Raw genomic sequence first — 21,112 nt, forward strand, 5'->3', positions numbered from 1 at the left:
GGTGGAATTCACCGGTGTGGTCGGCGGGCCCTGCTCATGCCGACGGTCAGCCCCATCGCGGCCAGCCCCAGCAACAGGGTCACGGCACCCGTGAAGCAGTTGTTCCACACGATGCCGGCGCGCGCGCCGTGGGTCGCGGTGACCACCCAGGGCGCGACGATCAGCCACACGCCGAGCGGCGCGATCACCCAGGCCAGCCGGAGCATCCGCTCCGGTGCCAGGACCAGTCCGAGACCGATCAGGCCCACGGTGATACCGACGATGAGGTTGTTGACGGTGATGTTGGGGTCACTCGCCGAGAAGTGGATGACCCAGGGGGATATGGCGCAGTAGACACCCGCCAGGAGAATCAGTCCCTCGACGGCGATCGCCGGGCCGCTGGAGGCAGTGCGCTCCAGCCGCTCCCGCATCTCCGCTATCTCGGGGTGGGTGCCCATCCAGCCTGTGTTCTGCGCGTACGACATCTCTGCCGTCTCCTCTCGGGGAGAGGGTTTATTGCCTTGTGCAACGAATCCCCCCTTTCGGGTGGTTTATCCATCTTTTATGTGGATTTCTCGCGTCAGGCGTCGCCCCGGCCGGAGAACTCGAAGACCATCCCGGAGACGCCCCCGCCGAGCAGGCCGAGCCCGATGAGGGAGAGCCACGCCCCGTAGATGAGGCCGACGGCCAGCAGCGTCACACCGGCGGCGGTGACCACGGGGTACGGGCTGTGCGGGGGGAAGAAGTCGACCCGGCCGCTGCGCTCCTGGATCTCCCCGTCCGGGCGGTCCTCCGGCCGCCGGCCCTTGCGCTTGTAGTTCATGACGAGGAAGAACGTGATCACCGACGACATGAGGCACGAGACGGTGAGCGCCGCGATGCCGGCGGGTTCGCGCGCGAACCAGATGTAGGCGACGTCGGTCAGCAGGAAGAAGACGGCCACGCCGCCGAAGAGATACGCCTCGTGCTTCATTCGCTCTGCGTCCCTAGGGTGTCGGGGGTGGGTTCCACGTCGCCGTGCTCCTCCTCGGGCAGCACCCGCAGGACCTCCGGATGGTGCAGGTCGAAGGCCGGGGAGTCGGACCGTACCCGCGGCAGCGCGTGGAAGTTGTGCCGCGGCGGGGGACAGGAGGTCGCCCATTCCAGGGAGCGGCCGTAGCCCCACGGGTCGTCGACCTCGACCATCTCGCCGTAGCGGGCCGTCTTCCACACGTTGTAGAGGAACGGCAGCGTCGACATGCCGAGCAGGAACGCGCCGATCGACGAGATGGTGTTCAGGGTGGTGAAGCCGTCCGCGGCCAGGTAGTCGGCGTACCGGCGGGGCATGCCCATCGCGCCGAGCCAGTGCTGGACGAGGAACGTGGTCTGGAAGCCGACGAACAGCGTCCAGAAGTGGATGCGGCCCAGCCGTTCGTCGAGCATCCGGCCCGTCCACTTGGGCCACCAGAAGTAGAAGCCGCCGAACGTGGCGAACACGATCGTCCCGAACAGCACGTAGTGCAGGTGGGCCACGATGAAGTAGCTGTCGGTCACGTGGAAGTCCAGCGGGGGCGAGGCGATCAGGACGCCGCTGAGCCCGCCCAGCAGGAAGGTCACCAGGAAGCCCAGCGACCACAGCATGGGGGTCTCGAACGAGAGGCTGCCCTGCCACATCGTGCCGATCCAGTTGAAGAACTTCACCCCGGTGGGCACCGCGATCAGGAAGGACATCAGGGAGAAGAACGGCAGCAGCACCGCACCGGTGGCGAACATGTGGTGCGCCCACACGGTGGCCGACAGCATGGTGATCGCGATCGTCGCCCCCACCATGCCGACGTAGCCGAACACCGGTTTGCGGCTGAACACCGGGATGATCTCCGTGACCACGCCGAAGAACGGCAGCGCCACGATGTAGACCTCCGGATGGCCGAAGAACCAGAACAGGTGCTGCCACAGCAGCGATCCGCCGGTGGCCGGGTCGAAGATGTGGGCCCCGAACTGGCGGTCCGCCACCAGGGCCAGCAGCAGCGCCGTGAGCACGGGGAAGGCCAGCAGCACCAGGATCGACGTGAACAGGATGTTCCACGTGAAGATCGGCATCCGGAACATCGTCATCCCCGGACAGCGCAGGCACATGATGGTGGCGATGAAGTTCACCGCGCCGAGCGTCGTGCTCAGACCCGCGACCGCCAGGCCCAGCGCCCACAGGTCACCGCCGTGCCCGGGGCTGTGCACCTCGCTGTTCAGCGGCGCGTAGGCGAACCAGCCGAAGGGCGCCGCACCGTGGTTGGCGAGGAACCCGCCGAGCACGGTGAGCCCCCCGAAGAGGAAGAGCCAGTACGTCAGGGCGTTCAGCCGGGGGAACGCCACGTCGGGCGCACCGATCTGCAGCGGCATCACCGCGTTCGCGAAACCGGCGAACGTGGGGGTGCCGAACAGCAGCATCATGATCGTGCCGTGGATGGTGAACAGCTCGTTGTACTGCTGCTCGGTGACGATCTGCATGCCCGGCCGGGCCAGTTCGGCCCGCATGAGCATCGCCATCGTCCCGGCCACCAGGAAGAACCCGAACGACGTGACGAGGTACAGGTTCCCGATCTTCTTGTGGTCGGTGGTGGTCAGGTAGTCCCTGATCCGCTCGCCCGTGCTGACGCGAGGGTTCCGCTCGGCATCCCGTGTTCCGCCCTGCCCCGGATGCGTTGTCGACATTGAGCGCCCTCCACGCGGTGAACCGACGGGCCGGCGTCCGGCCACGAACGCGACCGGGTTAGCCGCCACCGCCTGCTTCTAAACCCGGGCGCGCGCCGCCTGCGCCCGGGCCCGCTGCACCGTGCGGGTGACACCGCGCGCGCGTCACCCGGCCCGGGCCGACCTCCGGCCCGCAGGGCCGTGAGGCTGGGGAGCCGGCGGCACCGCCCGGGCGCCCGGCACCCGTTCGGCGGCGTCCGGAAGGCGGGGCCGGCGACGCGACAACAGAATGATCTTTGCATGCGGCAACCGAATCGGGGGACTCGCTGCGCCAGCCACGTCCCTGCCGACAGTCCGAGGCTCCCATGACGCCCCTCAGCACCATCAGTGAACCAGGACGGAGGAGAACGAGCGGCGCCCCCGCCCGGGCCGACGCCCCGCTGTCCTCCGAAAACATCGACGACCTGGTGCGCGGCGTCGCCCTCCAGCCCCCCGGCCCCGCCCGTGCCGCCGCCCGGGACCGCGTCATCCGGCGGCTCCTCCCGCTCGCCCGCCGGATCGCCGCCAAGTACCGCGGTGTGGCGGGGGAGGAGCAGGACGACCTCGTCCAGGTCGCCTGCCTCGGACTCGTCAAGGCCGTCGACGGCTACGACCCCGGCCGCGGCCACGCCTTCCTGTCGTACGCGCTGCCGACGGTCACCGGCGAACTCAAGCGCCATCTGCGGGACCGGACCGGGCCACTGCGGCTGCCCCGGCCGGTGCAGGAGGCCCGGCAGCGGGTGCGGCGGGCCCAGGAGGAGCTGGAGCAGCGGTCCCGCGGGCGCCCGCCCACGCCCGCCGAGATCGGGCGGGTCTGCGGTCTGACCGAGGAGGCCGTCACGGACGCGCTCAGGTCGGAGGCGGCCTGCCACCCCCGCTCGCTCGACGCCAACGGTGACGGCGCCGACGCGCTGCGGCCCGCCCTGGCCGACACCTTGGGCGGCTGCGACGCTGCCCTGGACCTCGTCGCCGACCGCGTGTCCCTGGCACACGCCCTGGGCGCCCTGCCCGAGCGTGAACGGCACATCCTCTACCTGCGGTTCTTCCACGACCAGACGCAGGCGCAGATCGCCGAGGCGGTCGGCCTCTCGCAGATGCACGTGTCCCGGCTGCTGAAACGCTGTCTGGCCCGGCTGCGCGACGAACTGCTGCCCCCCGAGCCCGAAACCGAGCCCGACCCCCGGGCCGCCGGCGCCCGGCCCGGCACACCCCCGGCCGAACCGCCCCGCCGGGAGACACCGGCCGACGCGTCCGGCCCCGGGACACCGGCCGAACCACGCGACCACGCGCGCGACGAGGCGCGGGCAGAGGCGCGGGACCACGAGGTACGGGCCGAAGCGCCCGGCCGGCCCGGAGGACTCCCGCGCACCGGGCGCCGCGAGACGCGTTCCCCGAGGCCAGGGCTCCACAGGCGCCGCGGGAGCCGCCGCACCCGTACGGCCAGGCGCGCGCCCACCGCCGCCACCCTCGCCGGCGGCAGGCCCGCAGCCCGTCCCGCACGCGCGACATGCCCCGTCCCGGCGCACCTGCCGAACCTGCCACGAGCCTGGCAAAAAGGTCACTTTCCGTTTATCAGAACGACCCGGGGGTCACCCACCGGGCACGACTGAGGCTGTCTCTGAGGGAGTTCGTATGACACTGGTCGCCGATTACGTCCTGCAGCGCCTGTCCGAATGGGGCGTGCACCGTGTCTACGGCTACCCCGGCGACGGCATCAACGGCATGCTCGGCGCCTTCGACCGGGCCGAGGGAGAGCCGGAGTTCATCCAGGTACGGCACGAGGAGATGGCCGCGTTCATGGCGTGCGCACACGCCAAGTTCACCGGCGAGGTCGGCTGCTGCATCGCCACCTCCGGCCCCGGCGCCGTACACCTGCTGAACGGCCTCTACGACGCGAAACTCGACCACCAGCCGGTCGTCGCCGTCATCGGCCAGCAGAAGCGGCTGTCGCTGGGCGCGCACTACCAGCAGGAGATCCACCTGGACCGGCTGTTCGCCGACGTGTCGGAGTTCTGCCAGGTCGTCATGCACCCGGGACAGACCCGGCACGTCATCGACCGGGCGTTCAAGACGGCCCTCACCACCCGCGGCGTCGCCACGATCATCATCCCGGACGATATCCAGGAGGAGGACGCCGTCCCGTCGCCGCCCAAGATGCACGGCTCCGTGTTCTCCAGCGTCGGCTGGAGCCAGCCGCGCGTGCTGCCCGACGAGGGCGAGCTGCGCAAGGCCGCCGGCATCCTCAACGCCGGCGAGAAGGTCGCCATGGTCATCGGCCAGGGCGCCGCCAAGGCCCAGGGCGAGGTCATCGAGGTCGCCGAACTCCTCGGCGCCGGAGTGGCGAAGGCACTCCTCGGGCGGGAGGTGCTGCCGGACGACCTGCCGTTCGTCACCGGCCCCATCGGCCTGCTCGGCAGCAAGGCCAGCGACGAGATGATCCAGGGCTGCGACACCCTGCTGATGGTCGGCACCAGCTTCCCCTACTCCGAATGGCTGCCCGACGAGGGGCAGGCCAAGGGCGTGGAGATCGACATCGACGGCCGGATGATCGGCATCCGGTACCCGATGGACGCGCACCTGGTCGGCGACTCCAAGGAGACCCTCAAGGCGCTGCTGCCGCTGCTGCGGCGCAAGGAGGACCGCGGCTGGCGCAAGAAGATCGAGAAGCACGTCCGCGAGTGGAACGCCGTCTGCGACAAGTGGGCGAGCGAGAACTTCGGCGGCACGATCAACCCGCAGGCGGTCGCCGCGGAGCTGTCGCCGCGCCTGCCCGACGGCGCCATCCTGACCGCCGACTCCGGCTCCGGGACCAACTGGTGGGCCCGGCACCTGAAGCTGCGCGACGGCATGCGGGCCTCGCTGTCCGGCACCCTCGCCACGATGGGCCCCGGCACGCCGTACGCCATCGCCGCGCGCTTCGCCTACCCGGACCGCCCGGTCATCGCCTTCGCCGGCGACGGCGCGTTCCAGATGAACGGCATGAACGAGATGATCACCATCAAGCGGTACCTGGACCGCCTGTCCGGACCCGCGCCGTTCGTCTTCTGCATCTTCAACAACCAGGACCTCAACCAGGTCACCTGGGAGCAGCGGGCCATGGCCGGCGACCCCAAGTACCCCGGCTCGCAGTACATCCCGGACGTGCCGTACGCCCAGTACGCCGAACTCCTCGGGCTGAAGGGCATCTACTGCGACAACCCGAAGAAGGTCGGGGCCGCCTGGGAGGAGGCCCTCGCCTGCGACCGGCCCGTGGTACTGGAGTTCAAGACCGACCAGGAGATCGCCCCGATCCCGCCGCACATCATGGCCGGCCAGGGCAAGAAGGCCGCCAAGGCCGCCGTGAAGGACCCGGAACGGACCGGCATCGCCACCAAGGGCGCCCGGCAGAAGCTGTCCGAGATGGTCGAGCGCCTGCCCGGCCGCCACTGAGGAGGACCGAACCGATGGCCGCAGGACCGGCCCCGGCCGCATGCCCGATCGACGCGGTCGACGTGCACGCCTTCGAGGTGCCCACCGACGGCCCCGACGGCAAGGAGCAGGACGGCACCCTGGAGTGGGACTCCACGACCGCCGTCCTGGTCCGGGTGCACGCCGGCGGCAGAACCGGACTCGGCTACACCTACGGGGACGTGTCGGTCGCCTCGTTCGTGACCTCGAAACTGGCCCCCCTGCTGCACGGCGAGGACGTCACCGCGCCGGCCGCCCTCTCGGAGCTGATGGCGCGGCAGATCCGCAACGCCGGCCGCCCCGGCGTCGGCGCGATGGCCGTCTCCGCCGTGGACGTCGCCCTGTGGGACCTCAAGGCACGGCTGCTGGACCTGCCGCTGACCCACGTCCTGCCCTCCTACCACGACCGGGTCCCGGTCTACGGCAGCGGCGGCTTCACCAACTACCCCCTGGACCGTCTCGCCGACCAGCTGACCGGCTGGGCGGAACAGGGCATCCCGCGCGTCAAGCTCAAGACCTCCCGCGAGCCCGGACAGGACCCCGAACGGCTCGCCGCGGTGCGCAAGGCGGTCGGCGACGGCACCGAGCTGTTCACCGACGCCAACGGCGCGCTCAGCCGCAAGGAGGCGCTGTACTGGGCGCGCAGGTTCCACGAGGAGTGGGACGTCCGCTGGTTCGAGGAACCCGTCAGCTCCGCCGACGTCACCGGGCTGCGGATGCTGTGCGAGGCCGGACCCGGACGGCTGGAGATCGCCGCGGGGGAGTACGCCTACACCCTCCAGGACTTCACCAACCTGGTGGAAGGCCGCTGCGTGGACTGCCTCCAGGCCGACGTGACGCGCTGCGGCGGCATCACCGGCGTCCTCCGGGCGGCGGGCCTCGCCGACGCCCATCACCTCGACCTGTCCGCCCACTGCGCCCCGGCCGTCTCCGCGCACGCCTTCTGCGCCGTGCGCCGGCTGCGGCACCTGGAGTACTTCCACGACCACGTCCGGGTCGAGCGCCTGCTGTTCGACGGCACCCTGTCACCCGACGGCGGCGCCCTGCGCCCCGACCCCGGCCGCCCCGGGCTCGGCCTCGACGTCAAATGGTCCGACGCCGAGCCCTACCGCGTCCACGGCACACGACCGGCCTGACCGCCCGCAGGGCCCGACCGGCCGCTCGACCGAGGAGAGTGCAGTCACCGATGGCCGAGGCGAGCCGCCGGACCACCCGCGAGGTGCCGGCCCAGACCGACCCGCAGCTCCCCGGCGCACCCCGCGCCCGGCAGACCCTGGACGTCGGCAAGCTGGAACCCGCCCCTGCGCAAGGCCGTCGACGGCGAGGTCCGCTTCGACACCGCCACCCTCGGCCTGTACGCCCAGGACGCCTCCAACTTCCGGCAGGTCCCGGTCGGTGTCGTCGTCCCCCGCGCCCTGGACGACGTCGTCGCCGTACACCGGATCTGCCACCGCTTCGGGGCGCCGATCCTCAACCGCGGCGGCGGCACCAGCCTGTCCGGGGAGACCGTCAACGAGGCGGTCGTCATCGACCACTCCAAGTACCTCACCGCCATCGGCGAGATCGCCGCGCAGAACGCCCTCGTGACCTGCGAGCCCGGCGTCATCAACGAGGAACTCAACAAGCACACCGGAAAGTACGGCCTCGTCTTCGGACCCGACCCCTCCTCGCACTCCCGCTGCGTCATCGGCGGCAACATCGGCAACAACTCCTGCGGCATCCACTCCATCCAGTCGCAGCTGTACGGCCCCGGCCCGCGCACCAGCGACAACGTCCACGCCCTGGAGATCGTCACCTACGACGGCGCCCGCCTCCGGGTCGGCGTGAACGAGGAGGAGCAGCTCGGCGACATCATCGCCGCCGGCGGCAGGAAGGGCGAGATCTACGCCGCCCTGCGCGACCTGCGGGACACGTACGCCGACGCGATCCGGGCCGGCTTCCGCTCCGTGGAGGAGGTGCCGCGCCGGGTCTCCGGCTACAACCTCGACGAACTCCTGCCCGAGCGCGGCTTCAACGTGGCCCGCGCCCTCGTCGGCACCGAGAGCACCAGCGCCACCGCCCTCCAGGCCGTCCTCATGCTCACCCCGGCCCTGCTGCAGCGCACGACGGTCGTCGTCGAGTACGACGACCTCGCCGAGGCCTCCACCCACTGCACCGAGATCATCGAACGGTTCCGGCCGATCGGCCTGGAGGGCCTGGACGACCAGCTCATCCGCGACCAGCAGCTGCAGAACTTGAACGCCGAGGACATCCAGGAACTCCCGCACCCCGAGGGCGGCGCCTGGCTCGTGGTCCAGTTCGGCGCCGACACCACCGAGGAGTCCGTCGCCCAGGCCGACCGCTTCCGCGCCTGGCTGACCAGCGAACGGGGCTACGACCCCGACCGCATCCGCCTCGCCAAGAGCACGCAGGAGGGCGGCACCAGCGAACACCTGTGGGCCATCCGCGAGAGCGGCCTCGGCTCCACCGCGTTCCCGCCCGGCGGCAAGGACCACTGGCCCGGCTGGGAGGACTCCGCCGTACCGCCCGACCGGATCGGCGAGTACGTCCGGGAACTGCGCAAGGTGATGGAGCGGCACGGCATCGACGGCGCCATGTACGGGCACTTCGGGCAGGGCTGCGTCCACTGCCGGCTCAGCTTCGACTGCGCACCGCCGACGGGCTCGCCACCTACCGGGCGTTCATGGAGGAGGCCGGCGACCTCGTCACCTCCATGGGCGGCTCGGTCTCCGGCGAGCACGGCGACGGACAGCAGCGCGCCGAACTGCTGGAGAAGCAGTACGGCCCCGAACTCCTCCAGGCCATGCGCGAGTTCAAGGCCGTCTGGGACCCGCAGTGGAAGATGAACCCCGGCAAGGTCGTCGACCCGTACCGCATGGACGAGAACCTGAAGCTGGGTACCGACTACAACCCGCCCCGGGAACCGCTGAAGTTCGCCTACCCCGACGACGGCGGCGACTTCGCGCACGCCACGCTGCGCTGCGTCGGCATCGGCAAGTGCCGCGTCCCGCAGGCCGAGAACACCATGTGCCCCAGCTTCCAGGTGACCCGCGAGGAGAAGCACACCACGCGCGGCCGGGCCCGGCTGCTGTACGAGATGCTGTAGGGCGACGTCATCACCGACGGCTGGCAGTCCGAGGAGGTCAAGGACGCCCTCGACCTGTGCCTCGCCTGCAAGGGCTGCACCAGCGACTGCCCGGTCAACGTCGACATGCCGACGTACAAGGCCGAGTTCCTGTACCACCACTTCCAGTCGCCGAGCCGCACGCGCCCCCGGCACGCCTACGCGTCCGGCTTCATCGACCAGGACGCCCGGCTCGCCTCGCGCGTGCCCGCGCTGGCCAACCTCGCCACCCACACACCCGGCCTGGCGCGCCTGGCCAAGCTGGCCGCCGGCATCGACCGCCGCCGCCCGCTGCCCCGCTTCGCGCCCATGACCCTCCAGGAGTGGTTCGCCCGGCGCGGCGGCACCACGAACCCCACCGGCCGGCCGGTCGTCCTCTTCCCCGACACCTTCGACAACTACTTCCACACCCAGGTCGGCGTGGCCTGCGTCGAGGCGATCGAGGCGGCCGGCTGGCGGGTGATCATGCCCGAGCAGCACGTCTGCTGCGGCCGGCCGCTGTACGACTACGGCTTCCTGGACCAGGCCGAGCAGTACCTGCACCGGGTGATCGACACCCTGCGCCCCCACCTGCGGGCCGGCACCCCGGTCGTCGGGATGGAACCGAGCTGCCTCGCCGTCTTCAAGGACGAGCTGACCAAGCTGCTGCCGCACGACGACGACGCCCTGCGGCTGAGCGGGAACTCCTACCACTTCGCCGAGTTCTTCCAGACCTTCGGCATCGAGCCGCCCGCCCTGCGGGGCAAGGCCCTGCTGTGGGGCCACTGCCACCAGCGGGCCACCGGCGGCATGGACGCCGACCAGGACCTGCTGGAGAAGATGGGCCTGGAGGTGGACAACCTCAAGGGCGGCTGCTGCGGACTCGCCGGCTCCTGGGGCTTCGAGTCCGGCAAGTACGACATCTCCCTGGACTGCGGCGAACAGGCGCTGCTGCCCGCCGTCCGGGACGCCGGCCAGGACTGTGTGGTCGTCGCCGACGGGTTCTCCTGCAAGACCCAGACCGAGGACGCGGGCACCGGACGCCGGGCCCTGCACCTCGCCGAGGTGATGAAGCTGGCCCGCGAGGAGGGACGCGAGGCCGTCTCCCGTCGCCCGGAACGCGCGACGGCGGCCCGCCCGAAGCCGCTCCTGGGCCGGCGGGTCCTGCGTACCTCGGCCGCCGTCGCCGTCGCCGTCGGCACGGCCGTCGCGGCGTCCGCCGTACGCGCGGCGCGCCGCTGATCACACGGGCCGGTCCGGCCGCCACGCGCACCTGCTTCGGGCGGGCCTTTCCTGGGAACTCGGTCGCCGGGACAAGCGAAGGGCCGGCGACCGGCCGGAGGAGGTGCCGTTTCCGTGGATCACATGCACAACTGGGAGCCCCCCGAAGACGTACGACTCTCCGCGCGCGAGCGGCTCGCCCTGCTGGAGATCGAGGCGGACCTCAAGCGGGACCGGCGGCTCGCGCACCGGATGGGCGAGGAGAGCAGGGGCGCCTCGCTGCCGCTGGCCGTCCTGCTGCTCGCGGCCGCGTCGGTCTTCGTGGCCGTGGCGGGCGTCCGCACCTCGGACGCCGCCCTGCTCTGGTGCTTCGTCCTGCTGTGGCCGCTGACCCTGCTCCAGGCCTTCCGGCTGCTCTGCCGTACCGTCCGGCACCACCGGGGCGGCGACCGCGCGGCCCGGCCGTGGCACGGAGGATGACCGGGATGACGACTGACTGGTTGAGGGCCTCCCGGCGGCACCTGCCGCCGGGAGGCCCTCAACCAGTCAGCGCCGGCTCAGCGCCGTCCGCCGCTCAGGCGCCCTTGCCCCGTCCCGAGAACATGTCGCGCATCCGGTCGACGAGCCCGGCCCCGGGGGCCAGCAGCTTGTTGGCCGGCGGCTCGTCCGGCGCCGACGGGTGCGGCCGGGTCGGCGCCGTCTTCTTCGCCCGGCGCACCTTGTCGCCCAGGTCCATCAGCGCGTCCGGGGGACAGGTCGCCGCCAGCTTCGGGAAGAGGTTCTGCTCCTCGTCGTCCACATGCATACGGATCTCGCGCATCAGCTGACCCATGAGCGTGTCGAACTGGGGATCGTCCGCCTCCAGACTCTCCAGGTCCTTCATCATCTGCTCGGCCTTGGCGTGGTCCTCGATCTCCTTGTCGGCCAGCGCGTCGCCGCCCGTCAGGTGCTCGCGCACCGCCGGGTACAGGTAGGACTCCTCCGCCACCGAGTGGCGGATCAGCTCCATCGTGGCCTGGTCGGCCAGGATCTTGCGCTCCTTGGCGCCGGGCGGCAGCGCCTCGATGCGGCCGAACAGCTCCTCGACCTCGCGGTGGTCGGTCGTCAGCTCCTGGATGACGTTTCCGCCGTGACCCATGTCGTTACCTCCTGGCAGAACGCGGTGGCCGTGGGCAGGCCCACCGTCGTCGACCACGAGTGCCCTCCCGGCCGCGCGCTACACGGCCCGCCGCGTGCCGTGAGCGCATCGGGTGGCGGGCCGCCGCCGTCCGGGCCCGTTCGGAAGGCGCCCGCCTGGCCGGGGGCGGAGAATGCCCTGCTCCCGGCCCCTCCGCCGGCCCCCGCGAGGCTCTCGGGGCGACTGTCCGTGATGACCTGAGTCGCGCGAGTACCCGGGACTTCGGAGAATGAGAATCAACGTGTGAATCCAACTGGCCCGGGAACTTAGGGGCCAGTGCCGTCCAGCCAGAGGCGGCCGACACGGGGCGGTCCTCCGGATCAGCGGGACCCCGGCCCCGTCGCCTTCTGCCTTCAGCGGGCCGACACCTCGGCCCGGCGGCACGGCACGCGCCGGACGCCCCCAGGACAGCGACGTCCCGGGCGGACCCGCACGACGCGGACGACGTGGTGTACGCGGACGAAGGAAATCCCCCATGACTGGTGACACCCTGCCCTGTCCCTGGCAGCGGGCCGTCGTGACCGGCGGCGCCGGCTTCCTCGGCTCCCACCTGTGCGAACGGCTGCTGGATTCAGGCGTCGAAGTCGATTGCGCGGACAACCTGGTCTGCGGGCGGCGCGAGAACGTCGCCCACCTCGACGGCAGGCCGGGCTTCCGCTACCTGCCCTGCGACGTGTCCGCGCCCGCCTGCCCCGAACAGCTGACGGGACCGTACGACCTGGTCCTGCACTTCGCCTGCCCCGCGTCCCCCGCCGACTATCTGCGCCTGCCCCTGCAGACCCTGGACGCCGGCAGCCTCGGCACCCGCAACGCCCTGCGGATCGCCGAACGGGACGGCGCCCGGTTCCTGCTGGCCTCCACCTCCGAGGTGTACGGCGACCCGCTCGTGCATCCGCGGCACGAGGGCTACCGGGGCAACGTCAACCCGGTCGGCCCGCGCAGCGTCTACGACGAGTCGAAGCGGTTCGCCGAGGCCCTGGTCACCGCGCACGCCGGCACCCGGGGCACCGACGCCGGGATCGTCCGGCTGTTCAACACCTACGGGCCCCGGATGCGCGCCCACGACGGCCGGGCCGTGCCCACCTTCATCAGCCAGGCCCTCGCCGGGGAGCCGCTCACCGTGACCGGCGACGGCCGGCAGACGCGCTCCCTGTGCTACGTCGACGACACCGTCGACGGCGTGCTCCGGGTCGCCGCGAGCCGGTCCGTGCGGCCCGTCAACATCGGCGGCAGCGACGAGATCACCATGGCCGACCTGGCCCGCCGCGTCGTCGACCTGACCGGCTCCATCTCCCCGATCGCGTTCATCGACCGGCCCGTCGACGACCCCGGCCGGCGCCGCCCCGACACCACCCTCGCCCACGAACTGCTCGGCTGGTCGCCCCAGGTGCCGTGGGAGGAGGGCCTGAAGCAGACCATCGCCTACTTCGCCGCCCTCCCGACGGACGGCGGGCCGGACCCGCAGCCGACCGATGGAGGACCGGGCCTGCCGCCGGCGGACGGAGGACCGGACCCGCAGAGCTGACCACCCGCCCGTCCGCCCCCGCCGCCCCTGGAGACACGCGCATGCACGTCCTTGGAATCAACGCACTCTTCCACGACCCCGCCGCCGCCCTCCTCACCGACGGCACGGTCGTGGCGGCGGCCGAGGAGGAGCGGTTCTCCCGCCGCAAGCACGGCAAGCGGCCCCTGCCGTTCTCCGCCTGGGAACTGCCCGAGCGGTCGGCCCGCTGGTGCCTGGAACAGGCCGGCCTCACCCCGGCCGACCTGGACGCCGTCGCCTACTCCTACGACCCCGCGCTCGCCTGCCCCGCCGACCGGATGGGCCTGAACGACCCCTGGGACCACCTGCGCCAGGAGTACGCCCGCCGGGCCCCCGAGTTCCTCGCCGAGGCCCTGCCCGGCCTGGACCCCGCGAAGGTGCGGTTCGTCCCCCACCACGTGGCGCACGCCGCCTCCGCCGGACCCGTCTCCCCCTACCCGGACTGCGCCGTCCTCGTCCTCGACGGCCGCGGCGAGTGCGGCTCCCACCTGGCCGGCCACTGCACCGGCCGCGAGCTGACCGTCCTCGCCACCCAGGAACTGCCCGACTCCCTCGGCCTGTTCTACGAGGACCTCACCCAGCACCTCGGATTCCTGCGCAGCAGCGACGAGTTCAAGGTCATGGCCCTCGCCTCCTACGGCACCCCGCGCTTCGCCGACCGGCTGCGCGAGTACGTCCACGCCGGCGACGAGGGCGGCTTCCGTGCCCGCCCGGTCCCGTGGCCCGAACTGGTGCCGGCCCGGCCGCCCGGCGGATCCTGGCACCAGGACCACGCCGACCTCGCCGCCAGTGCCCAACTGGTGCTGGAGGAGGCCATGCTCGGCCTCGCCCGCTGGCTGCGCGAACGCACCGGCGAGGACGCCCTCACCCTGGCCGGCGGCGTCGCCCTCAACTGCGTCGCCAACACCCGGCTGTGGCGGGAGAGCGGCTTTGAGCACGTGTGGGTGCAGCCCGCCGCCGGAGACGCCGGCACCGCGCTCGGCGCCGCCGCGCACGTCGCCGGCCGGAAGGACACCCTGGAGCCGATGCCCACCGCCGCGCTCGGCCGCGGCTGGAGCGACGGTGAACCGCGCGCCTGGCTGGAGCGGGCGGCCGTGCCCTACGAGGAGCCCGCCGACATCGCCGAGACGGCCGCCGAGACCCTGGCCGGTGACGGCATCGTCGCCTGGTTCCAGGGGCGCAGCGAATACGGGCCGCGCGCCCTCGGTCACCGCTCCCTGCTGGCGCACCCCGGCCGCCCGGAGAACCTGGAACGGCTCAACGCGGTCAAGGGACGCGAGGAGTTCCGGCCCGTCGCGCCCATGGTCCTGGCCGAGCGGGCCGCCGAACTCTTCGACGGGCCGCTGCCCAGCCCGCACATGCTGTTCGTGCACGACGTCGCCGCCGGCTGGCGCGACCGCATTCCGGCCGTCGTCCACGTCGACGGCACCGCCCGCATCCAGACCGTGGACCGCGCCGACGAACCCCTCGTGGCCCGCATGATCGACGGTTTCGAACGGCGCACCGGGCTGCCCGTGGTCGTCAACACCAGCCTCAACACCGCCGGCCGGCCCATGGTCGACGACCCCCGCGACGCCCTGGAGTGCTTCGGCTCGGCCCCCGTCGACCTGCTCGCCCTCGGCCCGTTCGCGATCCGCCGCGCGAAGGCGTTCGCATGAGCCCCGCGCCCGCCTACAGCGTCGTCGTCCCGACGATCGGCCGCCCCTGCCTCGCCGAGTGCCTGCGCGCGCTCGCCGCGGCCGAGGGGCACCCGCCGCACGAGGTGATCGTCGTCGACGACCGGCCCGCCCCCGACGGCGACCTGCCGCTGGAGCCCGCCGGGCTCCTCCTCGACCGGGTCCGCACCCTGCGCACCGGTGGCCGGGGCCCGGCCGCCGCCCGCAACGCCGGCTGGCGGACCGTGCGCACCCCCTGGACCGTCTTCCTCGACGACGACGTCCAGGTGCTGTCCCACTGGTCCCGGCTGCTCGCCGAGGACCTGCGGGCGGCCGGGGAGGACGTCGGCGGCATCCAGGGGCGGTTGCGTGTCCCCCTGCCCCTGGACCGCCGGCCCACCGACTGGGAACGCAACACCGCCGGCCTGGAGAACGCCGCCTGGGCCACGGCCGACATGGCCTACCGGACGGCCGCCCTCACCCGCGTCGACGGCTTCGACGAGCGGTTCCCGCGCGCCTTCCGGGAGGACGCCGACCTCGCGCTGCGCGTCCAGCGGGCCGGCTGGACCCTGTGCCGGGGCAGCCGGATCACCTGCCACCCGGTCCGCCCGGCCCACTGGTGGGCCTCGCTGCCCGTGCAGCGCGGCAACGCCGACGACGTGCTGATGAACCGGCTGCACGGGCGCGACTGGTGGACCCGCGCCCAGGCATCCCGGGGACGACTGCCCCGGCACCTGGCCGTGACCGGTGCCGCGCTCGCCGCCGCCTCCTGCGCCCTGGCCGGCCGCCGCCGGACCGCCGTCGCGCTCGCCGCCCTGTGGACCCTGGGCACGGCCGAGTTCGCGCTCACCCGCATCCTGCCCGGCCCGCGCATCGCCCGCGAGATCGCCGGGATGCTCGGCACCAGCGTCCTCATCCCGCCGCTCGCCACCCGGCACTGGCTGCGCGGAGTGGTCCGCCACCGGCACGCCGTACCCCTCGGAGGCGACCGGTGAGCACCGGGCACTTCCGTGAACTTCCGCTCGCAGCTGTCCTGTTCGACCGGGACGGCACCCTCGTCCACGACGTGCCGTACAACGGCGACCCGGACCGGGTACGGCTGCTGCCCGGCGCCGCGGAGGCCGTCGCCCTGGCCCGCTCGGCGGGCCTGGCCACCGGCGTGGTCAGCAACCAGTCCGGCGTCGGCCGCGGCCTGCTCACCGAGGACGAGGTCCGCCGCGTCGACGAGCGCGTGGACGCCCTCCTCGGCGGCCTGGACACCTGGCTCCACTGCCCCCACCTCCCGGACGCCGGCTGCCCCTGCCGCAAGCCCAGGCCCGGACTGATCCTCGCGGCGGCGGCCCGCCTCGGCGTCTCCCCGCACGCCTGCCTGGTCATCGGGGACATCGCCGCCGACGTGGAAGCCGCCCACGCGGCGGGCGCCCGCGCCGCACTCGTCCCCAACGCGGCCACCGCCCCGGCGGAAACGGAACGCTACGCCGCCGAGCACGCCCCCGACGCCCTCACGGCCCTCCGCCGGGCCCTGGCCCAAACCCCGGCACCAGCGGGGACCCAGGCCCCCCGCACGCCACCGAAACGCCCCGAAGCCGGAGCAGCCGTGCACGCGTCGGACGCGCCGGCCACCGTGCACGGGTCCGGGGCAGTCGTCAACGGGGCCACGTCTGCCATGCCCGCGACCGGGCGCACCCCGGTTGCGCCGGCCACCGTGCGCACGCTGGAGGCGCGTGCCACCGGGGCCACGTCTGACGCGCGCGTGACCGGGCGCACCCCGGTTGCGCCGGCCACCGTGCGCACGCTGGAGGCGCGTGCCACCGGGGCCACGTCTGACGCGCGCGCGACCGGGCGCACCCCGGAGGAGCCGGCCACCGTGCACACGCCGGACGCGCGAGCGGCGGGGGACACGTCCGGCGCGCCCGCCCTCGGGCACCCGGGGGTCCCGTCAAGCCCCCGTGCACAGGACGGGACACGGCCCCGCTCCGTGCCCCGGCCGAACGGTGAGACGCGCCGAGCGGTGGGGCGGTGGTCGCCGTGAAGGCGCTCGTCGTCCGGCTCGACAGTTTCGGTGACGTCCTGCTCGCCGGGCCCGCCGTGCGGGCCGTCGCCGCCGGCTGCTCCCACGTGAGCATGCTGTGCGGGCCGCGCGGCGCCGACGCCGCCCGGATGCTGCCCGGGGTCGACGAGGTCCTGGTGTGGGAGGCCCCCTGGGAGGGCTTCGACCCGCCCCCGGTGATCCCGGCGGACGTCGACGCACTGCTGACCCGGCTGCGCGCGGCCGCCCTCGACACCGCCCTGATCCTGACCTCCTTCCATCAGAGCCCGCTGCCCACCGCGCTGCTGCTGCGGCTCGCCGGGGTCGGCCGGATCGGCGCCGACAGCGTCGGCCACCCCGGTCGGCTGCTGGACGTACGGCGCCGGCGGCTGCCGGAGCGCCACGAGGCCGAGGCCGCCCTCGACACCGCCACCGCCCTGGGCTTCCCGCGGCCGGCCGGTGACGACGGCCGGCTGCGCGTCGTACCGCCCCCGGACACCAGCGCCCTGACCGGGCACGGCCCGTACGTCGTCCTGCACCCCGGCGCCAGCGCCCCCGCCCGCGCCTGGAGCCCCGACCGGTGCGTGGAGGCCGTCGCCCTGCTCGCCGACGCCGGGCACCGCGTGGTCGTCACCGGCGGCCCCGGCGAGCGGCCCCTGACCCGCCGGGTGGCCGGCGACCTCGCCGTGGACCTCGGCGGCCGCACCACCGCGCGCACCCTCGCCGGTGTGCTGCGCATGGCCGACGCCGTCGTCAGCGCCAACACCGGCCCCGCCCACCTGGCCGCGGCCGTCGGCACCCCCGTGGTGTCGCTGTTCGCGCCGGTGGTCCCGGCCGGCCGCTGGGCGCCGTACGGCGTCCCCGTGATCCTTCTCGGCGACCCGTCGGCGCCGTGCGCGGACACCAGGGCCCTGGTCTGCCCGGTGCCCGGACACCCCTGCCTGGACGAGGTCACCGGGCAGGACGTGGTGCGCGCGGTCCACAAGCTCATGCAGGAGGGCCCCTCATGAACATCCTCGTCTGGCACGTGCACGGTTCATGGCTCACGGCCTTCGTGCAGGGCCCGTACACCTACCTCGTCCCGGTCACCGAGGACCGCGGGCCCGACGGCCTGGGCCGGGCGGTCACCTGGGACTGGCCCGCCACCGTGCAGGAGCGCACGCCGAAGGAACTCTGGGACAGCGACATCGACCTGATGGTGCTCCAGCGCCCCCACGAACTCGACCTGGCCCTGCGCTGGACCGGCCGGCGCCCCGGCGTGGACGTCCCCGCCGTGTACGTCGAGCACAACTGCCCCGGCGAGTCCGCCGAGCGGACCCAGCACCCGCTGGCCGCGCAGAGCCGGATACCCGTCGTCCACGTCACCCACTTCAACCGGCTGATGTGGGACAACGGCACGGCACCCACCGAGGTCGTCGAGCACGGCGTCATCGACCCCGGCCCGCTGTGGACCGGCGCCGAGCAGCGGGCGGCGGTCGTCGTCAACGAGCCGGTGCGCAGGGGCCGTACGACCGGGACGGACCTGCTGCCCCGCTTCGCCTGCTCGGCCCCGCTCGACGTCTTCGGCATGGGCACCGACGGGCTCGCCGAGCGCCTCGGCCTGCCGCCCGAGCGGTGCCGCAGCCGGGACCTGCCGCAGGCCGCCCTGCACGCGGCGATGGCCCGCTGCCGGCTGTACCTGCACCCGGTGCGCTGGACCTCCCTCGGACTGTCCCTGCTGGAGGCCATGTTCCTCGGCATGCCCGTCGTCGCCCTCGACACCACCGAGGTCAGGGAGGCGATACCCGAGGGCGCCGGGGTGGTCTCCAACCGCCTCGACGTCCTCGACGAGGCCATCAGGACGTTCCTCGCCGACCCGGAGTACGCGCGCCTGACCGGGGACGCCGCCAGGACCGCGGCGCAGGCCCGCTACGGAGAGCGGCGCTTCCTGGACGACTGGGAGCGCCTGATCAAGGAGGTCACCCGATGAGCCGCAGTCTGCCCTCGGCCGGGCGCGTCGCCATGGTCTCCGAGCACGCCAGCCCCCTGGCCGCCCTCGGCGGACCGGACGCGGGCGGCCAGAACGTCTACGTGGCGCAGGTCGCCCGGCAGCTCGCCCGCAGGGGGTACCGGGTCACCGTCTACACCCGCCGGGACTCCACCGGGCTGCCGGACCGGGTGACCCTCATCGACGGCGTGCAGGTCGTGCACGTGCCCGCCGGGCCGCCGGCCCCCGTCCCCAAGGACGAACTCCTGCCGCACATGGCCGAGTTCGGCGCCTTCCTGGCCCGGCAGTGGTCGGCGGCCCCGCCCGACGTGGCGCACTCCCACTTCTGGATGTCCGGCCTCGCCGCCCTCGCCGGCGCCCGCGGGCTCGGCATCCCCGTCGTGCAGACCTACCACGCGCTCGGCACCGTCAAGCGGCGCTACCAGGGCGCCGACGACACCAGCCCGGCCGAACGCCTCGCGATCGAGGAGGCCATCGGGCACGACTGCGCCCGCATCATCGCCACCTGCAGCGACGAGGTCGCCGAACTCAAGGCCATGGGCCTGCCCGAGGACCGGATCAGCGTCGTGCCCTGCGGCGTCGACCCCGACCAGTTCGCCCCCGTCGGCCCGCCCCGTGCCGCGCTCGGCTGGCGCAGGCGGCTCCTCGCCGTCGGCCGGCTCGTCCCGCGCAAGGGCTACGACCGCGCGATCCGCGCCCTCGCCGGTGTCCCGGACGCCGAACTCCTCGTCGCCGGCGGTCCCGAGGCCGACATGCTCGGCGCCGACCCGGAGGCCGAGCGGCTGAACAACATCGCCGACGACCACGGCGTCACCGACCGCGTCACCCTGCTCGGCGGGGTCAGCCGCACCCGCATGCCCCGGCTGATGTCCAGCGCCGACCTCGTGCTGTCGCTGCCCCGCTACGAGCCCTTCGGCATCGTCCCGCTGGAGGCGATGGCGTGCGCCACCCCGGTCGTCGCCACCGCGGTCGGCGGCCAGCTCGACACGGTCGTCGACGGCACCACCGGCGTCCTCGTCCCGGCCGACGACGGGCACGACCTCGGCGCAGTCGTCCGTGACCTCCTCGCCGACCCCGACCTGCTCGCCCGCTACGGCGCCGCCGGCCGCCGCCGGGTCCTGGCCCACTACACCTGGGACCGGGTGGCCGCCGGTGTGGCCGGGGTGTACGGCGCCGTGTCCTCGATCCCCTCGCTCTCGGGAGTCGTCCGATGAAGACCGTGACCGACACCGCGCACTGCGACGACCTGATGAAGGCGCTGGAGACGTTCCGCGAGTGCGGGCCACTGGTCGAGCGCATGGGCACCGAACTCGCCCGCAGGCTCGGCGCCGGCGCCCGGCTGCTCGTCGCCGGCAACGGGGGGCAGCGCGGCGCAGGCGCAGCACCTGACCGCCGAACTCGTGGGCCGCTACCGCGCCGACCGTTCGCCGTTCTCCGCGCTCGCCCTGCACGCCGACACCTCCTCCACCACCGCCATCGCCAACGACTACGGCGTCCAGGAGGTGTTCGCCCGCCAGACCGCCGCCCACGGCCGCCCCGGGGACATCCTGCTGCTGTCCACGAGCGGTGCCAGCGCCAACCTGCTCACCGCGGCCGAGCGGGCCCACGGCCTCGGCATGACGGTATGGGCCCTGACCGGCCGCGCCCCCAACCCGCTGCACCTCGCGAGCGACGAGGCGCTGTGCGTGGACGCCCCCGTCTCCGCCACCGTGCAGGAACTCCACCTGGTCGCCGTCCACATGCTCTGCGAGTCCTTCGACGAGGCAGTCGAACACGGCGAGGCCGACGGCATCCCGCCGACCGGTTCCGCGAACAGTCCCGCGAACGGTTCCACGACGGGTCCCGCTACCGGCTCCGCCGTCGGTCCCGAGAACGGCAGGCCCGGCATGGTAGGCGGCCTCATCGGCCGCGCCCGCTCCGTGGGCCGCACCCCGGAGCCCCCGCCGGACGGTACTCGCCCACGGACCGCCGCAGGACCGGCGAACCGCCCGTCGGGCTCTCCGCCGGGGCCGGCCCGACCAGCTGTTCGCTCGGGTGAGAGCCGGCCGGACGCCGTCGGCAGCGGGCAGGTCTCCTCGCGGGGCGGTGCGGCTGTGGTGGACGGTTCTGCGGGGCCGGTGAACGGCCCTTCGGGTTCTCCGCCGGGGGCGGTCCGACCGGACGCGGGCGCCGGTGCCGCGCAGCCGTCGTGGGACGGTTCGGGGGCTGGGGGCGGTGCCCCAGGCGTGTACCCGGGTGAGGGCTGGCGGCCGGACGCCGTTGGTG

General features: G+C 73.3%; 17 protein-coding genes and 3 pseudogenes. 16 read left to right on the forward strand and 4 right to left on the reverse strand.

Annotation, left to right across the window (positions count from 1 at the left end; all coding sequences use genetic code 11):
* Positions 1-8 precede the first annotated feature (8 nt).
* The 3 genes from DBP14_RS32440 to ctaD all read right to left on the reverse strand — a co-directional run bounded on the left by DBP14_RS32440 (position 9) and on the right by ctaD (position 2,667).
* The gene (locus tag DBP14_RS32440; protein WP_129311202.1) at positions 9-464 is read right to left on the reverse strand and encodes an SPW repeat protein; all 456 of its coding nucleotides are present in this window, start codon (positions 462-464) and stop codon (positions 9-11) included.
* Between the two features lie 95 nt (positions 465-559).
* Positions 560-952 carry a cytochrome c oxidase subunit 4 gene (locus DBP14_RS32445; RefSeq protein WP_129311203.1) on the reverse strand — a complete coding sequence of 131 codons (393 nt, stop codon included), beginning with the start codon at positions 950-952 and terminating at the stop codon, positions 560-562.
* Positions 949-2,667 carry a cytochrome c oxidase subunit I gene (gene ctaD / locus DBP14_RS32450; protein ID WP_129311204.1) on the reverse strand — a complete coding sequence of 573 codons (1,719 nt, stop codon included), beginning with the start codon at positions 2,665-2,667 and terminating at the stop codon, positions 949-951. Before ctaD ends, DBP14_RS32445 begins: the two co-directional genes overlap by 4 nt.
* Positions 2,668-3,011: 344 nt before the next feature.
* Between ctaD and DBP14_RS32455 the strand changes: the two genes are divergently transcribed.
* From DBP14_RS32455 to DBP14_RS32475, 8 genes and pseudogenes are all read left to right on the forward strand, one after another.
* Complete coding sequence (locus tag DBP14_RS32455) at positions 3,012-4,295, forward strand: SigB/SigF/SigG family RNA polymerase sigma factor (protein WP_129311205.1); 1,284 nt, start codon at positions 3,012-3,014, stop codon at positions 4,293-4,295.
* A 22-nt stretch (positions 4,296-4,317) separates the two neighbouring features.
* Positions 4,318-6,114 carry a thiamine pyrophosphate-requiring protein gene (locus tag DBP14_RS32460; RefSeq protein WP_129311206.1) on the forward strand — a complete coding sequence of 599 codons (1,797 nt, stop codon included), beginning with the start codon at positions 4,318-4,320 and terminating at the stop codon, positions 6,112-6,114.
* 14 nt (positions 6,115-6,128) lie between these two features.
* The gene (locus DBP14_RS32465; protein ID WP_129311207.1) at positions 6,129-7,268 is read left to right on the forward strand and encodes an enolase C-terminal domain-like protein; all 1,140 of its coding nucleotides are present in this window, start codon (positions 6,129-6,131) and stop codon (positions 7,266-7,268) included.
* A 306-nt stretch (positions 7,269-7,574) separates the two neighbouring features.
* Positions 7,575-8,720: pseudogene (locus tag DBP14_RS37070) on the forward strand (FAD-binding oxidoreductase); the annotation flags it as partial.
* A gap of 125 nt (positions 8,721-8,845) precedes the next feature.
* A pseudogene (locus tag DBP14_RS37360) lies at positions 8,846-8,932 on the forward strand (FAD-linked oxidase C-terminal domain-containing protein); the annotation flags it as partial.
* 3 nt (positions 8,933-8,935) lie between these two features.
* Positions 8,936-9,238, forward strand: a complete 303-nt coding sequence (locus DBP14_RS37075) for a hypothetical protein (protein WP_241741310.1) — start codon at positions 8,936-8,938, stop codon at positions 9,236-9,238.
* Between the two features lie 105 nt (positions 9,239-9,343).
* On the forward strand, positions 9,344-10,477 hold the full coding sequence (locus DBP14_RS37080) for a heterodisulfide reductase-related iron-sulfur binding cluster (protein ID WP_241741095.1): 1,134 nt from the start codon (positions 9,344-9,346) through the stop codon (positions 10,475-10,477).
* Between the two features lie 123 nt (positions 10,478-10,600).
* On the forward strand, positions 10,601-10,936 hold the full coding sequence (locus DBP14_RS32475) for a DUF3040 domain-containing protein (RefSeq protein ID WP_129312196.1): 336 nt from the start codon (positions 10,601-10,603) through the stop codon (positions 10,934-10,936).
* Between the two features lie 94 nt (positions 10,937-11,030).
* Here the strand turns inward: DBP14_RS32475 and DBP14_RS32480 are convergent, their stop codons facing one another.
* Positions 11,031-11,594 (reverse strand): hemerythrin domain-containing protein, encoded by a 564-nt coding sequence (locus tag DBP14_RS32480; RefSeq protein ID WP_129311208.1) that lies wholly within the window; start codon positions 11,592-11,594, stop codon positions 11,031-11,033.
* A gap of 514 nt (positions 11,595-12,108) precedes the next feature.
* On the opposite strand from DBP14_RS32480, the gene DBP14_RS32485 reads away from it, so the two are divergent.
* From DBP14_RS32485 to DBP14_RS37090, 8 genes and pseudogenes are all read left to right on the forward strand, one after another.
* A complete protein-coding gene (locus tag DBP14_RS32485) occupies positions 12,109-13,158 on the forward strand; it encodes an NAD-dependent epimerase/dehydratase family protein (RefSeq protein ID WP_129311209.1) in 1,050 nt (349 codons plus the stop codon).
* A 41-nt stretch (positions 13,159-13,199) separates the two neighbouring features.
* Complete coding sequence (locus DBP14_RS32490) at positions 13,200-14,834, forward strand: carbamoyltransferase C-terminal domain-containing protein (protein WP_129311210.1); 1,635 nt, start codon at positions 13,200-13,202, stop codon at positions 14,832-14,834.
* Complete coding sequence (locus DBP14_RS32495) at positions 14,831-15,826, forward strand: glycosyltransferase (RefSeq protein WP_129311211.1); 996 nt, start codon at positions 14,831-14,833, stop codon at positions 15,824-15,826. Before DBP14_RS32490 ends, DBP14_RS32495 begins: the two co-directional genes overlap by 4 nt.
* Complete coding sequence (locus DBP14_RS37495) at positions 15,823-16,863, forward strand: HAD family hydrolase (RefSeq protein WP_129311212.1); 1,041 nt, start codon at positions 15,823-15,825, stop codon at positions 16,861-16,863. The genes DBP14_RS32495 and DBP14_RS37495 overlap by 4 nt, the downstream gene beginning before the upstream one ends.
* A complete protein-coding gene (locus DBP14_RS32505) occupies positions 16,860-17,870 on the forward strand; it encodes a glycosyltransferase family 9 protein (RefSeq protein ID WP_129312197.1) in 1,011 nt (336 codons plus the stop codon). Before DBP14_RS37495 ends, DBP14_RS32505 begins: the two co-directional genes overlap by 4 nt.
* Entirely contained in the window at positions 17,867-18,829 is a 963-nt protein-coding gene (locus tag DBP14_RS32510) for a glycosyltransferase (protein WP_129311213.1), read from the forward strand. Before DBP14_RS32505 ends, DBP14_RS32510 begins: the two co-directional genes overlap by 4 nt.
* Positions 18,826-20,061 (forward strand): glycosyltransferase, encoded by a 1,236-nt coding sequence (locus DBP14_RS32515; RefSeq protein WP_129311214.1) that lies wholly within the window; start codon positions 18,826-18,828, stop codon positions 20,059-20,061. Before DBP14_RS32510 ends, DBP14_RS32515 begins: the two co-directional genes overlap by 4 nt.
* Positions 20,058-20,616, forward strand: a pseudogene (locus DBP14_RS37090) (SIS domain-containing protein); the annotation flags it as partial. The gene DBP14_RS32515 and the pseudogene DBP14_RS37090, both read left to right, overlap by 4 nt.
* Positions 20,617-21,112 lie beyond the last annotated feature (496 nt).

It is taken from the genome of Streptomyces sp. L2 (assembly GCF_004124325.1).
In the GTDB taxonomy this organism is placed as follows: Bacteria; Actinomycetota; Actinomycetes; order Streptomycetales; family Streptomycetaceae; genus Streptomyces.

Excerpts from the sequence above, each read along its gene's own strand:
- DBP14_RS32440 (WP_129311202.1), bottom strand. The coding sequence starts at position 464 with ATGTCGTACGCGCAGAACACAGGCTGGATGGGCACCCACCCCGAGATA.
- DBP14_RS32445 (WP_129311203.1), bottom strand. The coding sequence starts at position 952 with ATGAAGCACGAGGCGTATCTCTTCGGCGGCGTGGCCGTCTTCTTCCTG.
- ctaD (WP_129311204.1), bottom strand. The coding sequence starts at position 2,667 with ATGTCGACAACGCATCCGGGGCAGGGCGGAACACGGGATGCCGAGCGG.
- DBP14_RS32455 (WP_129311205.1), top strand. The coding sequence starts at position 3,012 with ATGACGCCCCTCAGCACCATCAGTGAACCAGGACGGAGGAGAACGAGC.
- DBP14_RS32460 (WP_129311206.1), top strand. The coding sequence starts at position 4,318 with ATGACACTGGTCGCCGATTACGTCCTGCAGCGCCTGTCCGAATGGGGC.
- DBP14_RS32465 (WP_129311207.1), top strand. The coding sequence starts at position 6,129 with ATGGCCGCAGGACCGGCCCCGGCCGCATGCCCGATCGACGCGGTCGAC.
- DBP14_RS37075 (WP_241741310.1), top strand. The coding sequence starts at position 8,936 with ATGCGCGAGTTCAAGGCCGTCTGGGACCCGCAGTGGAAGATGAACCCC.
- DBP14_RS37080 (WP_241741095.1), top strand. The coding sequence starts at position 9,344 with ATGCCGACGTACAAGGCCGAGTTCCTGTACCACCACTTCCAGTCGCCG.
- DBP14_RS32475 (WP_129312196.1), top strand. The coding sequence starts at position 10,601 with ATGCACAACTGGGAGCCCCCCGAAGACGTACGACTCTCCGCGCGCGAG.
- DBP14_RS32480 (WP_129311208.1), bottom strand. The coding sequence starts at position 11,594 with ATGGGTCACGGCGGAAACGTCATCCAGGAGCTGACGACCGACCACCGC.
- DBP14_RS32485 (WP_129311209.1), top strand. The coding sequence starts at position 12,109 with ATGACTGGTGACACCCTGCCCTGTCCCTGGCAGCGGGCCGTCGTGACC.
- DBP14_RS32490 (WP_129311210.1), top strand. The coding sequence starts at position 13,200 with ATGCACGTCCTTGGAATCAACGCACTCTTCCACGACCCCGCCGCCGCC.
- DBP14_RS32495 (WP_129311211.1), top strand. The coding sequence starts at position 14,831 with ATGAGCCCCGCGCCCGCCTACAGCGTCGTCGTCCCGACGATCGGCCGC.
- DBP14_RS32510 (WP_129311213.1), top strand. The coding sequence starts at position 17,867 with ATGAACATCCTCGTCTGGCACGTGCACGGTTCATGGCTCACGGCCTTC.
- DBP14_RS32515 (WP_129311214.1), top strand. The coding sequence starts at position 18,826 with ATGAGCCGCAGTCTGCCCTCGGCCGGGCGCGTCGCCATGGTCTCCGAG.